The following is a 13858-nucleotide window of genomic DNA, read 5'->3' as shown; positions in this document are numbered from 1 at the left end:
GCTAGTTAGTACACGGAATTCCGCAATCGTTAAACAGGCAGTCGTTATAAGCTGCGCTTTCGTCGTGCATCGGGACGTAAGGGCTATTCTAAGATCAGATAAGCCCGAATAGCTAATTGGAACAGAATACTCCTCATGGGAGAGGGAGGTCCGGATGAAGAGTCATCGTATCAGGATCGGAGGAGATAGCATGAGCTTCCTGGAGATTATTGCCTTGCTCACGCTTCTATTAAAGATCGTTGAGTTGACTCGGAAAAAGGACTAGTAATTTTGTTCAAAAAAAATGGAGGGGCCTTAAATGGCCGTCCTCCATTTTTATTTTGAAAAAAGAAAAGACAAACCTATGCCTTTTTGAAAAGGATCAATAGGTTTGTCTACATTCTACTTTTTAACTATAACAACGGATTTCATAAACAGCCGCTGACTGATCTCCGTTCGTGGCAGAAACCGTCAAGCGAATGCGATCGGTCTGAATGGCCTGATCCAATGTATGCTTTACGAGACGCTGGTAGTTCCCTTCAACGCTAATGATTGTCATCCATTGACCATCCGTATACGCCTCAATCGTATAGTTTTTAGGACATTGCGGATCCCGATAAAACGGCTCATAGCGGTGATATTCCTGAAGCAAGTGCCCGGGGAAAGTCGCATGAATTTCCCGAATGGATTGCGGTTGTTCCCATTGCAGCTGCACGTATTGCTCCAGCGGGTGAGTTGGATCGGACATCCACATATTCGTGTATTGTTGCGGGCGGGTTACCCCGCTTGTGACGTTGGCTGCGCCATAACACTGTTGAGCCGGCGCAATGCGGTAACTGAGCGTGCCTCCGTCATTTAGATAACGGCGCATTTTTCCATTGCCCATATCGTAAGCAGAAACATGACCTGGCAGGATCGTATTAGCGGAATGCCACTCTACCAACGGATTAACGCCCAGCTGAAGCTGAATGAAATGGCTGCCAACCGTAGGATCGAACCAATTCAGCGGCCATTCCACCCAAACGTATTTTCCAACGGGAACGGTCAAAGTCGTTTCGGCGTAAACGGCTCCCGTGTCCGTGCGATAGTCCCAAATGTGATCTACCGGAATTATTTTAGCTGCTATCTGCTGGGGACGATCCGAGTTATTGCTCAAGCAGACAGAGATCGTCTCAATGCTGCCTTTCTCGATTGCAATCCATTGACCGCGTTTGAAGGTAAGCGGTTCAGCCTTTTTCTTTCTGGCTTCCTGTTCAGCTTTGGAACGGAATCCGAATGTGAAATCGCGGCTGTCCGGTCCGACGCCATGTATGGATGCCGTACTGCTGGCGCTGATCACGGCTTGCTTGGCAAGATCCATCGCATCTTCATTCTTGTAGTTAGGAAGGAAGCATCCATCGCGAAGGAGCGTTTGCTGCAAATTCACGATATGCTCGCCAGACATGTCGGACAGGTCCAACCGGTTTTTCAACGCATAAGCGGCGCCTGTGCCTGCGGCTTGCCCCATCAGAGCCGTAGTTGACATAACGCGGACAGTTCCTAGAGCCGCGTGGGTAACGCTCACATTACGACCAGCCATCATCAAGTTGCTGATATCTTTGCTGACCATGATGCGGAATGGAATACCGTAAGGCCCGCAGTAGCTTTTTTGCGCATATTCGCTAGTTTCGTTATAACCTTCGGCACTAGCAGGCTCCGCTGTCGGAGCCAGAAGGCCTCCAGGGGTGTGAAGATCGACGAACCAACCGCCATAGGCGATTTCGTCCTCGAATACGGTACGATTCTGAATGTCGTGCTCGTTCATGAAGTAGCGGCCGATAATACGGCGGCTTTCCCGCTTGCCCGGCACTTGACCAATCCAATCAAGGGCAAGGTTTGCCGTTTTTTCTTTTAGCAGCGGATCGCGATTTTTCATCCAATCCCATATGCCGAGGGTATGTCGGGTCAGCTCGTGGCGAATGTTTTCGTTATCATACACCGTGTTGTAAGGAACGCCGATTTCAATCCACCAATAACCGGATTCGGTATCGTAGAATGTGCGTCCCTGCTTGTAAAAGAAGTCGGCATCCTCGTGATGGACAGCCCAGTCAGGTGCTTTGAAAGGTACCGGACGTCCCATGTCTTTGGCGCGGAAATGGATGGAGTTACCCATCGTATCGGAACTGGCAGCGAGAGGAGCATGAGGCTCGTTGAACTCATCCCGCCCTTCGGAGCCCCAACGCCATTCGCAGCCTGCCATGTCAGCGACTACCCCGTCGCCCGTACAGTCGATGAAGATATGTCCGGTGATTTCAAGCTCGGTTTCCGCGTTAGCAATCGTTGCCTTAATGGAAGCGAGTTTACCGTCCTTCACTTGAACGCTGTTTACGGACGTATTCAAATGGAAGCTTAGATTTGGCGTTTTTACCGCCATGTCGTACATCACCATATCCCATACGCTGTTCGTCCAACCGTTTTCGCGGATTTTCTCGTGATTGACGGCACGTTCTTCAATAAGAAGCTCCGAAATAATACCCGTTTCTCTTCCGTAAGCATGAAAGTTGGCAGCACCGTGCGGCGTTACTCGTATTTCAGAGGAGCTGTTGCCTCCAAAAACAGGCCTGTCTTGAATAAGGCAGGTTTTAGCGCCGCTTCTTGCCGATGCCACAGCGGCGCAAAAACCAGCGAGACCTCCGCCGCAAACGACAACGTCAAACTCTTGTTGAATAGATTTCATATTATCCTCCTAAATATGTCCAAGCTTATGAAAAGATATTATCCTTTTCGCTGGACTAACTCGCTTAAAGGAAGCATGGAGATGTCTGGCACGTAATATTTAAAGGGGTTCGAATCAATAACGCCAAGCAGCTGTTTTTGATACGGCGTCGCCTTCTCAAGCAAACGCGGAGAAGCCGTATGATAATCGATCGGACGCATCCAGATAGGGCTGTAACCCATGAAGAGCTGGCGTCTTGTATACGGGGAATGGTTAGGCGCAGCCGAATGCCACAGGTTCTGGGCGAAAATAAAAACATCTCCCGGCTTGCCGCAAATCTGAACTTCCCCCTCAAGCTTTTGTCTGGTATCCGGAAACTCCGGCTGATAAGGCCGGTTGTGAGATCCCGGCACTACTTTTGTGTTGCCCCGGTCAGGCTCCGACATATCGCTTAGAATATAGCAAGCCTTCACGTAATAGAGCCCGGTCACTCCGCCTAAAGAAGGGAACTGCGGGTGAGGTCCGTCCTGATGCCAATTAATAAAGCTCTGCGTCGCCGTATCCAAATCCAAGGGATTCGGTTTGCGGATCGTTAAGTGCGAGATATGCAGCTGAATATTGTGGCCGAGCAATCGAACGATTAGAGGGAGTATCGAGGGCTCATCCATCAGCGCGGCAATCTCGTCATGACGTTCGACGCTGTTATACAGGTTATAGGCCAGCGCGTCAGGCTCCTTAGCCAGCAGCTCATCCACCGCCCGGTTTATACGCTCCACTCGCTCCTGCGGCAAAACGTCCCGTAACAGTAAATAACCGTCCTGTTCAAATTGCTTTGCATACGCTGTAAGATCCATCTGATTCACGATCATACATACCTCCTACAGTTGATTTTTGATTGACTTGCAAGATGATTTATACAATATTTAATTATATGAATTTATTTTTTTCTTGAAATACACAATATTATAAGATTTCTTATACAAAATTTATGAGTGTGGTGATTGTTATGATAGAGCCGTGGGAGCTCGCCGCGCAGGTTCATCATCATTTCTTCAAGGATCATGCCGAGCGCTTCTTGCTAGAGCATTCCCGTTATGAAGAATGGGTGTTATTTATTGTCGAGGATGGCAGTTTCGAATTTGAATTTGACGGAACGAAGGGGACGGCCGCAGCCGGCGAATTAGTTCTTTTTCCTCGCCTAACGAATATTTACCGGAAAGTATTGACGCCGCTATCCTTCCACTTCTTCATTTTCGATTGGTTGAATTCGGCCGAGGAGGAGAAAGAAGCGTTCAGCCGGATTCCGAGAGGAAAATTTCAGGTTTATGATGCTTCGCGGCTCCATTCCACGCTAGCGCAGCTCCGAGCGGTCTCCGAGAAGCCGGATCCGCTGTCGGTCGCTAGAAGGAACCATATGTTTAAAGACATCTGGCTGACCTATTGGTCCGGCGAATCCGAAATGCTGCCCAACAGCCGCGATCCGCTTATGAATGAGAGCCTGCGGCGTATCATGCAGCAAGCTTTGGGCAAGTTCAGCTTGAAAACGGTCGCGGACGAGCTGCGGTTAAGCCCCTCTCAATTCACGCAAAAGTTCACGAAGCAATTCGGAAAAAATCCGATGGACTACGTCACGGAGCTTCGTTTGCAGCAAGCGCAAAAACTGCTCAAGGAAACTTCCCTGCCGATGTCGGCAATCGCTTCCCGCTGCGGTTACGAGAACGAATACTATTTCAGCCGTATATTCAAGCAGAAAATGGCCGTCTCCCCGTCTAATTACCGTAAAGCATTTCGGATTTAAACGGGCCAGCCATGATTGAGCCGAAAGTTGGTTGTCATCGCCCCAAAAGCGATCAACACTTCTAAAAATGTGTTCATTGATTAGTTCTTGTTCTAATTTAAACTATCTTTATCGTGCAATCGCCGGTATTCCTAGCCAAAATTCGACAAGGGTATTTTTTTGATTTTCAATACAACGGGAAAAGTGGTTTTTCATCTTTGCAAATCCTTATGAAATTGCTAAAAAAGCCGAATTAATGAACATAATAGATAAAAATAATTCGCTAATATAATTTTGCGGAAGTTATTGGATTGTTGAACTTTTACAAGTGCATTCCTCCGTAGGCAACCCCAAATAAGGAAGCGATAAAAAGAGGTGTAATGATGCTGACCAACCTGTTCAACAGCAGAAGCAGCGTACAGCGGAAAATCGTGCTTTCTTTTTTATGCTTTATTCTCTTTCCGCTCAGCTTGTTCAGTTATGCCTCCCTGTCCATATCGAAACAGACGATACGCGAGCGCGCGATTTCCGGAAGTCTCGCGAGACTTGGTCTCATCGCGGACAAGCTCAATATTATGGCTTCGGACTTGTCGTCCATCTCCACGTTGTATTTCTCCAACAGCAGCCTGACCGATTTGCTCAAGACGCCAAGCGGAATCGGCGGCTACGAGGAGAGCACCAAACGCAGCTTCTTCGTTAAAACGATGATTAATTACAAATACGCCTATACCTGGCTGGACTACAATACATCGATATTCGGTATAAACGGCTTTGAGCTCCACACGCTCTATGAAGGGAAGAAAATCGGCATCCATTCGGTCGAAAGCGAGCCCTGGTACAACGATGTCCTAGCGTCAAACGGAAATATCGTCTGGGTAACCAATCCATCGAGCAAGCTGAAGTCCACCGTGGATGATGATTACTATGTATCGGCGATCCGCGAGCTGAAGGATTTCGAATCCGGCGAGATGCTGGGCTTGGTGTTCATCAGCGTTGGCGAAAGCTTTTTGTACGATCAATACCGCGACAGGCTGCAACGGGATGAACAGGCGCTGCTTGTCGATCAGGACGGCATCATCCTCTCGGCTCCCGACAAGAACCAGATTGGCCGCAGTTTTCATGATTATGTACAAGGGAACACAAGCCTGTCGGCGGACAGCGGTAATTTTACAGCGCGCCTCAGCGGGCAGGATGTGCTGATGACGTACAATTCCGTCGGCAAAACAGGCTGGAAAATTATCTCGTATACGCCTATTCAATCGCTCTATGCCGACATTACCAAGCTGGAAAGGCTGACGCTTGTCATTCTGATTCTGATAGTGGCCGTATCCATCATCGTATCGTATTTTATCGCCCGCAGGCTGTCCGTGCCGATCCAGCGGCTTGCCCGAAGCATGAAGATCGTTGAAATGGGCGATTTAAGCGAGCGCTCGGCCATTGACCGCAAAGACGAGATCGGAGAGCTCGCCCGCAAGTTTAACAGCATGGTTGCCAGGATCGAACGTCTGAGAGACCGGGTCCGCGTGGAGGAAGAGATGAAGCGAAAGACGGAGATCAGGGCTTTGCAGTCGCAGATTAATACGCATTTTCTGTATAACACCCTTGCCTCTATCCGCTCTATGCTCATGATCGATAAGCCGGAAAAAGTCGATTCGGTCATCGTGGCTCTCGTTAAGCTGCTGAAGCGAACCCTGTCCGAAGAAGGCGAGTATATTCCGGTGGCGGAAGAAGTGGACAATCTAAGCAACTACGTCAAGATCCAGCAAGCCCGCCAAGCTGATCATCTTCGCGTCCTGTTCAACATCGACGAGCAAATCGTTCATGAGAAAATGCTGAAATTCCTGCTGCAGCCGATTGTGGAAAACGCCATTTTTCACGGCATCGAACCCAAATTAGAGCCGGGAACCATCTTGATACGGGGCTACCGGTCTGAGGACGGCGCCATTATATTTCAGATTCAGGATGATGGAGTCGGATTTAAAAACCGTGCATTCGGGGAAAAGGATGCGGATGTGACGGAAACGGTCCTTGGCGAAAGCTCGGGCAAGGGGCTTCGCAATATTCGGGACCGGCTGCTGCTGCATTACGGCAAGGATGCCGGCATGCGCATTATTTCGCGTCGGTCGGGCGGGATGGAAGTAGTGCTGCATTTGCCGGCAGCCGACAGATCGGAGGAGACGCCATGAAGGTATTAATTGTTGACGATGAAGCGCAAATCCGCCGATGGATGGAGGCATTGCTTGCGAAAACGGGACTGGAGCTGCAGGTGCTGGGCACATGCGGCAACGGGGCGGAGGCGCTCGAATTTTGCAGGGTGCACCCGGTAGAACTTGTCATAACGGATATCCGGATGCCGATCATGGACGGATTGGAGCTGATCAGGAGCCTAAAGGAGGAGAATAGCCCCGTGCGGACATTGATTCTGAGCTCTTACGACGAATTCAAATACGCATCAGAAGCTCTAAAATTAGGAGCGGACGATTATATCCTTAAAGCGGAAGTCACCTCCGAGTCGCTTCGCGAAACCGTCAATAAGGCTAAGAGCCGCATGGACGCGGAGAAGCAACGGACAAACGAGGTCCATCAGTTGAAGAGCAGGCTGAACGAGAATCAATATGCGATGAGGGCCAGCTATTTCAATAATCTGCTTCGCGGCGACCAAGCGGCGCGGCGCGATTTTCGCCGCACCATGGACTTGTACCGGACCAAGCTTGCCGATAAGCACGTGATGCTGATGGCCGTCAGTCTGGACGACCGTTCCGAGACTGCCGCGCCAAAAATCGCTGACCCGGGATTGCTGGAGAAAGCGATTCTTAATATTTTGGACGAGACGATAGCGAAAGAGACCGGAACGGGCTGCGCTTTCGCCTACCAGGAGAATCTGTTTGTTATCCTGTGCAACGCGGAGGGTTTCGGCGGAAAAACCGTCCGGGAGAAAGCGATTCGCGATGCCTTCCGGCTGTCGGACAACCTGCGGGACTACCTGCATGTATCGGCTTCGGTCGGTATAAGCGAGCCCCATTATGATTTAAGCGCTCTTCCCCGCCAGCTGAAAGAGGCGCTGGATGCGCTGCGGCAGAGACGCTTTTACGGAAAGCGTAACATCGTGTGGGCCTCCGATACCATGCCGGTGCTGACAAGCGATATTCGAAAAAATATGCAGAACGTGGCCGGCGAAATATCCGGCCATATCGAGATGGGCGCTTACAAGAGCGCTATTCAGGCTTTGACCGTATTTATGGCCGAAGATAATCGGCTGAAGGCTCTCCCGGAAAGCCATTTCAAAGCGTTTTGCCTGGAGCTGATATTTGCCGTCCTGCATACCGTGCGGAAGATCGAGCAGACGACGGACCAGCTGGACCGTTACCGTTCGGAGTCTTTGCATGAGCAGCTTGGCATACTGAAAACCTATGAGGAGACGAAGGACTGGCTGCTTCGCACGGTCTCCGGCTTGCTCGGAGAGGTTGCCCGGCTGCGCCCGCCTTACAGCGAACCGGTACGCAGCGCCCTTCGCTTTCTGGAGCTTTATTACCCTAACGATATATCCCTGCAGCAAATTGCCGAATACGTCCATTTGAATAAAACCTATCTCTGCGAATTATTCAAAAAGGAGACAAGCTTAAGCATTAACGATTATTTGACGCAAATCCGAATCGAGAGAGCCAAGGAATTGATGGCAGCGGGAGAAAACCGCATGGGAACGCTGGCTGAGCAAGTCGGTTATCCGAACGCCAGCTACTTTACGAAAGTATTCAAGAAGATGACGGGGATGACCCCCGTGGAATACAAGAAACGAAAATAGCGCCAAATGACCCGAAGAAAAGAAAATTGCCGAAGAAAGGATGATTTTATACTGAGAACAAGACAGATGACCTGTCCCTTATAAAAAACTAAGAGGTGGTCGCCCCATGAAAATCAAAAAACTTGCTTTAGGCCTCTCCGCTGTCAGCCTTATGGCTATGCTGGCGGCATGCGGATCAAATGGGAACAATGCGGGAAGCAATACCGGTACGAATGCCGGAGCAGCCGGCGATGCAACAAACGCTCCCAAGAAGGAACAGGTGGAAATTACGTTTGCCAACTGGATTTCGGTGGAGGAGGCGACGAAGGATGCGTACAACAAGCTGATTGCCGATTTCGAAGCGAAAAACCCGGACATTAAGGTCAAATCGCTGGGCATTCCGTTCGCCCAATTCAAGGATCAGGTGCTCGTCAATTCCTCGGGCGGCAATCCGCCGGACGTGACCATGGCGAACCAGAATTTCACCGCCGCGTTTGTCGGCGCTAAAATCGCTGCTCCCATGCAAGATCTGGTAGGCGCGGATCTGATCAACGATATCGTTGATGGCAGTAAATCCGGGGTTACGTATGACGGCAAAGTGATGGCGATGCCTTGGGCGCCGCATCCAAACGCTTTGTTCTGGAACAAGACGCTATTCCAGAAAGCCGGACTTGATCCGGAGAAGCCGCCGGCAACATGGGACGAAATGATTGAAGACGCGAAGAAAATCGCGGCGCTTGGCAAGGATGACAGCGGCAACCCCATTTATGGCATCGGCGAATCCGGGGCAACCGATTCTTATACGGGCAACATGCTTCTGAGAAGCACGCTTGTTTACGGCGGCCAATTCAGCGACGCCGGCGGCAAGATCGTATGGGATCAGGGCGATGCGCTTAAGAATGCGCTTAGTTACATGAAGGACATCGTGAATAACAAAATTTCACCTAAAGGCTCGGACATGAAGACGCTTCGCGGCATGTTCGCAAACGGCACGCTGGGCATGCTGATCGACGGGGACTTCGGCCGGACGAACTTCCGCCAAATGAGCGGCAAGGGCGAAGCCTTTGATAAAGAGTGGGGCGTAGCAACCATTCCGGCAGGCGTAACCGGCAGGAGCGAAACGGTATTTACCGAGCATCAGCTGCTTATTACGGAAGGCAGCAAGCACAAGGAAGCTGCAGCGAAGCTTGTAGAGTACCTGGTATCGAAGGACGCGATGCTTATTTATCATCAGACAAACGGCGTTATGTCTTCGCTTAAATCAGTTTCCTCGCTTCCGGAAATGAACGAGGACGATTATGCGAAAGTGTTCAACGAGCAAATGAAAACCGCTTCTCCGCTGCCGGCTTCCAATCCGAAATTCGATAACGCCATGAAGACATCTTCCGATATGATCGTCTTGACGACCGACGGCAATAAGAGCGTCGAGGAAGCCATGTCTGTCGTGATGCCGAAGATCAAAGAGCTGTACGGTCAATAATCACCATGGTTGCAATGGGGGCGGCCGCGAAAGCTGCCCCTTCATTATCGAATTTGTCTAGACCGGATGGAGGGAATACCAATGCCATTTCAATTAAGCAGAGCGCAAAAAAATATCTGCTTCGCCGCGATTCTGCTGCTGCCCGTCGTTATCATTATGGTGCTTACGATCATATCACCGCTCGTTAGTGCCATCTCATTGAGCTTCACCGATTACTCCCTAATGAATCAAGTTCACGAATGGAACAATTTCGCGAACTACAAAGAGCTTCTGGGCTCGTCCGATTTCTATCATTCGCTTAGAATTACCGTTACCTACGTAGCGGCCACCGTCATCATTGATTTATTGCTTGGTTTATTATTAGCGGTATTACTTAACCGGAATATCCGGATGCGCCGTTTCCTGCGCAGCGTCATTATGATCCCTTGGGCTATTCCCACCATCGTAACCGCGCTGATTTTCTTGTGGATCTATCAGCCGGATTACGGAGTGCTCAATTATATTGCGACCAGGCTTGGTTTGATGAAAGAGAACGTAAGCTGGCTGCAAAGCATGGACTGGGCCTTGCCGGCGATTACGGTTGTGGCGGTGTTTAGGCAGACTCCGCTTGTATGCGTCATGCTGCTTGCGGGATTGCAAAATATTTCGGCCAGCTTGTACGAGGCTGCCAAGATCGACGGAGCCAGCGGCTGGAGACTGTTCTATAACGTCACGCTCCCGCTGCTCAAGCCAGTCATTGCCAGCGTTACGCTGATCATGATCGTAAACAACTTTCAGATGTTCACCCTGTTTTTCACGCTGACAGGCGGAGGGCCTGCAGGATCGACGACGTCGCTAGCCATTTTGACCTATGAGACGGCATTCTCGAAGTACGAGCTTGCGAAAGGCTCCGCAATCGGCGTGATCTGGCTGCTCTTGCTGTTTGTCTTCTCCATCTTGTTTACACGCTTCATGAACCGAAATACAGACCATTAGGAGCGCGGTCCTTATGAAAACCATCCAATCGTTTCTCTTTCGAAAAGAAGGCTTAACCTATATTTTGCTTGGCATTTTGCTTATCTTATTTTTGTTTCCCGTCTACTGGATGCTCGTCACCTCTATTCAAAATAACAGCGATTTGATGAAGCTGCCTCCCAAATGGCTGCCCGTTCGTCTCGATTTCAGCAGCTATGCCGACATCTTGAGCTCTGATCTGTTCCTTACTTTCTATAAAAACACCTTGCTTGTAGCATTAGGGGCTACGATCCTGTGTATTCTCGTATCGATTCTCTCCGGGTACGCGCTGTCCCGATTCCGGTTCAAGGGGAGCAGCCTCATTACGCTGCTGCTTCTGTCGGCGCAGATGTTCCCGACGGTCACGCTTGTTATCGGCTTGTATTCGCAATACCAGAAGATGCATCTGCTGAATACGCTTTTTGTGCTTGTGCTTGCCGCTACGTCAACGGCGCTGCCGTTCAGCGTCATGCTGATGCGCACCTTCTTTAACGGGATTTCGCGGGAGCTGGAGGAAGCGGCCGAAATCGATGGAGCAGGCAGATTCCGTATTCTGTTCGGAGTTATCGTGCCGTTGTCGAAGCCGGGAATCATGGCGATCGCCATCTATACATTCCTGATTGCCTGGGACGATTTCCTGTTCGGGCTTACGCTAGTGACCGATTTGGACAAAAGGACGCTTAGTCCGGGTCTGTCGCTAACGTTCCTAGGCGAATTCTCGTACAACTGGTCCGGAGCTACAGCGGCAGCGGTAACGGCTACGGTACCGCTCTTGATCGGCTTCCTGTTCCTGCAGCGGTATATGGTCGAAGGGCTGACGGCAGGCGGAGTGAAAGAATAAGGGGGGGCTCATTCATGTCCAAACAACCTAACGTTATCGTTTTTTTCACCGACCAGCAGCGCTGGGATACGTCCGGCCTGCATGGCAATCCGATGAGGCTTATGCCAAACTTTGACCGTGAGGCACTGCTGGGCACGCATCTTACGCATTCCTTCACCTGCCAACCGGTATGCGGTCCGGCAAGATCCTGCCTGCAAATGGGGCAATACGCAACAAAAACCGGCTGCTTCGTGAACGGAATTCATATGCCGGAGGATGCGCCGACGATCGCAAAATCATTCAAAGCGTCGGGCTACGATACGGGATATATAGGAAAATGGCATTTGGCGCCGGAAGAGCCGGTAAGCGAGCGTTATCGAGGCGGCTACGACTACTGGCTTGCCGCTAACGTGCTCGAGTTCTCATCCGATGCTTATAACGCCGTTATGTACGATAACGGCAACAATGCGGTCAAGCTGCCGGGTTACAGGGTAGATGCGATTACGGATGCCGCTATCCGCTATATCGACGATCATCAGGATAATCCGTTCTTCCTATTCCTGTCCTATTTGGAGCCGCATCATCAGAACCACGAGGATAATTACCCGGCGCCGGACGGCTACCGCGAGCAGTACACGGGCGCATGGACGCCGCCTGACTTGGCTGCGCTTGGCGGCAGCGCGCCTTATCACCTGCCGGGCTACTACGGAATGGTGAAGCGTCTGGACGAAGCGTTCGGCAGGCTGATGGATGCGTTAAAGTCGCTTGGTCTTAAGGAAAAGACCATTGTCCTGTTTACGGCGGATCATGGCTGCCACTTCAAGACTCGGAACGGCGAATACAAGCGGTCAGTCCACGATGCTTCGATTCGCGTGCCTACTCTCATTACGGGACCAGGCTTTATGGGGGGACGGCAGGTGCAGGAGCTGGTCAGCCTGGTCGATTTGCCGCCAACGCTGCTGGACGCCGCGGGTATTCCGGTGCCGGAGCATATGCAAGGCCGTTCCATTAAGCCTTTGATCAACGGAAATCATACCGCTTGGCCGGAAGAGGTATTTATTCAGATCAGCGAGTCCGAGGTAGGAAGAGCGGTTCGGACAAGACGCTGGAAATACGGTGTTGTTGCAAGGGATAAAAATCCGTATACCGACTCGCATTCGGATCGGTATGAGGAGGCGTATTTATATGACTTGCAGTCCGATCCGTACGAGTTAACAAACCTGATTGGTTATGAATCTCATGCAGGCGTAGCTAACGCAATGAGGAACCGGCTGCTGAAGCGAATGGTGGCGGCCGGGGAGCTTGTGCCCGAAATTCTGCTTGCCCCTGCGGTGGCAAGCGGACAAAGAAGCGTAACAGACGATGAGGCGTTGAATTGAATCGAATTTTTGAATTAATCACTGCAAAACGCCGCAAGAAATAACCCCCAGATCAATGGGGGTTATTTCTTTGACCAAACCAAATTAGCGTAAGCTGATGATCGTATCGAATCCGGTTGTAAAGCGGGGTTACTTATACTCGATGCGACGATCGATATTCGGATGGAGTTACCCCTATTTTAGAGTGGAAGGTTCTGCTTAAATAAAATCCGTTTTCATAACCGCAGACAGGAGCGATTTGGTCCAATGTAAGCGACGTTTCCTCCAACAGTTTGCACGCTTTCTCCATACGAGCCTGCGTGACGTACTCGATAGGCGTTATCCCAAAAGCGGCGCGAAAACGGCGAGTGAGCTGAACGGAGGTCAAGCCTAGCTCCGCCGCCAATTGGCTGATAGGAATATTGTCGAATGCTTTTTGCAACAGGGCTTCTTTGGCTGTTTTCATTGTTTTATCCAGAACGGCTTTACGAGAGCGAAGCCCGTTTTCAATATCGATATCCCAGTCCGAGGCTAGAAGCCATAGATCATTGATCAGATGCTGCTGGACCGCCAGGTTCGCCTGATCAAAATTTAGTCTGGCTGCGCGCTCCATGAGTTGAAAGGTGCTCCTCATCCGTTCACGGTTATGGGGAGGGACGCTTAATTTTGCTTCGTTTATAAATGGATGGGAGTGATCCAGCATGCTCTGATCTCCCTCGAACGGAGCAATTTGAATGAAATGAAAGGTCAAATCGTCTATGATCTTTCTCTCAAAGGTGGTGTTTGGAGGACATATCACTAAATCCCCGGTAGTCGCTTCGCCTTTAAATTCACCGATTCGATATATAAATATCCCTCTCTCAACAGCGAATATCGTCCATAAAGGGTAGGAATCCGAGTTTAATAAAAAGCGATCTCTGCGCAGCCAATATTTGTGGAAAAGCACTCGGATAGGCGAAAACATGTTATAGCTCC

Annotated in this window: 10 protein-coding genes; 7 read left to right on the top strand and 3 right to left on the bottom strand. The window is 50.4% G+C overall.

Annotation, left to right across the window (positions count from 1 at the left end; translation table 11 throughout):
• Positions 1–388: 388 nt before the first annotated feature.
• Positions 389–2695 (bottom strand): FAD-dependent oxidoreductase, encoded by a 2307-nt coding sequence (locus tag FHT67_RS26910; protein WP_167201926.1) that lies wholly within the window; start codon positions 2693–2695, stop codon positions 389–391.
• Positions 2696–2733: 38 nt separating this feature from the next.
• Entirely contained in the window at positions 2734–3543 is an 810-nt protein-coding gene (locus FHT67_RS26905; protein ID WP_132312250.1) for a phytanoyl-CoA dioxygenase family protein, read from the bottom strand.
• A 119-nt stretch (positions 3544–3662) separates the two neighbouring features.
• Here FHT67_RS26905 and FHT67_RS26900 point away from each other — a divergent pair, with 119 nt between their 5' ends.
• The 7 genes from FHT67_RS26900 to FHT67_RS26870 all read left to right on the top strand — a co-directional run bounded on the left by FHT67_RS26900 (position 3663) and on the right by FHT67_RS26870 (position 12904).
• Positions 3663–4472: an AraC family transcriptional regulator gene (locus FHT67_RS26900; RefSeq protein WP_208403612.1), complete on the top strand. Its 810-nt coding sequence runs from the start codon at positions 3663–3665 to the stop codon at positions 4470–4472.
• A 362-nt stretch (positions 4473–4834) separates the two neighbouring features.
• Positions 4835–6637 (top strand): sensor histidine kinase, encoded by a 1803-nt coding sequence (locus FHT67_RS26895; RefSeq protein ID WP_208403610.1) that lies wholly within the window; start codon positions 4835–4837, stop codon positions 6635–6637.
• Positions 6634–8253 carry a response regulator transcription factor gene (locus tag FHT67_RS26890; RefSeq protein ID WP_167201923.1) on the top strand — a complete coding sequence of 540 codons (1620 nt, stop codon included), beginning with the start codon at positions 6634–6636 and terminating at the stop codon, positions 8251–8253. The genes FHT67_RS26895 and FHT67_RS26890 overlap by 4 nt, the downstream gene beginning before the upstream one ends.
• 106 nt (positions 8254–8359) lie before the next feature.
• Positions 8360–9712: an ABC transporter substrate-binding protein gene (locus FHT67_RS26885; RefSeq protein WP_167201922.1), complete on the top strand. Its 1353-nt coding sequence runs from the start codon at positions 8360–8362 to the stop codon at positions 9710–9712.
• Positions 9713–9793: 81 nt separating this feature from the next.
• Entirely contained in the window at positions 9794–10687 is an 894-nt protein-coding gene (locus FHT67_RS26880; protein ID WP_165930812.1) for a carbohydrate ABC transporter permease, read from the top strand.
• A gap of 13 nt (positions 10688–10700) precedes the next feature.
• Positions 10701–11546: a carbohydrate ABC transporter permease gene (locus FHT67_RS26875; protein ID WP_167201921.1), complete on the top strand. Its 846-nt coding sequence runs from the start codon at positions 10701–10703 to the stop codon at positions 11544–11546.
• A 14-nt stretch (positions 11547–11560) separates the two neighbouring features.
• Entirely contained in the window at positions 11561–12904 is a 1344-nt protein-coding gene (locus FHT67_RS26870) for a sulfatase family protein (protein ID WP_167201920.1), read from the top strand.
• Between the two features lie 133 nt (positions 12905–13037).
• Here FHT67_RS26870 and FHT67_RS26865 read toward each other — a convergent pair whose 3' ends face one another.
• Positions 13038–13847: an AraC family transcriptional regulator gene (locus tag FHT67_RS26865; RefSeq protein ID WP_167201919.1), complete on the bottom strand. Its 810-nt coding sequence runs from the start codon at positions 13845–13847 to the stop codon at positions 13038–13040.
• Positions 13848–13858 lie beyond the last annotated feature (11 nt).

The sequence above is a fragment of the Paenibacillus sp. BK720 genome, assembly GCF_011761545.1.
In the GTDB taxonomy this organism is placed as follows: domain Bacteria; phylum Bacillota; class Bacilli; order Paenibacillales; family Paenibacillaceae; genus Pristimantibacillus.
Note: the sequence above shows the minus strand (reverse complement) of the source record. Positions and strands in the feature narration are given on the sequence as shown.

Coding starts and splice junctions, on each gene's coding strand:
- FHT67_RS26885 (WP_167201922.1), top strand. CDS start 8,360: ATGAAAATCAAAAAACTTGCTTTAGGCCTCTCCGCTGTCAGCCTTATG.
- FHT67_RS26890 (WP_167201923.1), top strand. CDS start 6,634: ATGAAGGTATTAATTGTTGACGATGAAGCGCAAATCCGCCGATGGATG.
- FHT67_RS26905 (WP_132312250.1), bottom strand. CDS start 3,543: ATGATCGTGAATCAGATGGATCTTACAGCGTATGCAAAGCAATTTGAA.
- FHT67_RS26900 (WP_208403612.1), top strand. CDS start 3,663: ATGAGTGTGGTGATTGTTATGATAGAGCCGTGGGAGCTCGCCGCGCAG.
- FHT67_RS26895 (WP_208403610.1), top strand. CDS start 4,835: ATGCTGACCAACCTGTTCAACAGCAGAAGCAGCGTACAGCGGAAAATC.
- FHT67_RS26865 (WP_167201919.1), bottom strand. CDS start 13,847: ATGTTTTCGCCTATCCGAGTGCTTTTCCACAAATATTGGCTGCGCAGA.
- FHT67_RS26870 (WP_167201920.1), top strand. CDS start 11,561: ATGTCCAAACAACCTAACGTTATCGTTTTTTTCACCGACCAGCAGCGC.
- FHT67_RS26910 (WP_167201926.1), bottom strand. CDS start 2,695: ATGAAATCTATTCAACAAGAGTTTGACGTTGTCGTTTGCGGCGGAGGT.
- FHT67_RS26880 (WP_165930812.1), top strand. CDS start 9,794: ATGCCATTTCAATTAAGCAGAGCGCAAAAAAATATCTGCTTCGCCGCG.
- FHT67_RS26875 (WP_167201921.1), top strand. CDS start 10,701: ATGAAAACCATCCAATCGTTTCTCTTTCGAAAAGAAGGCTTAACCTAT.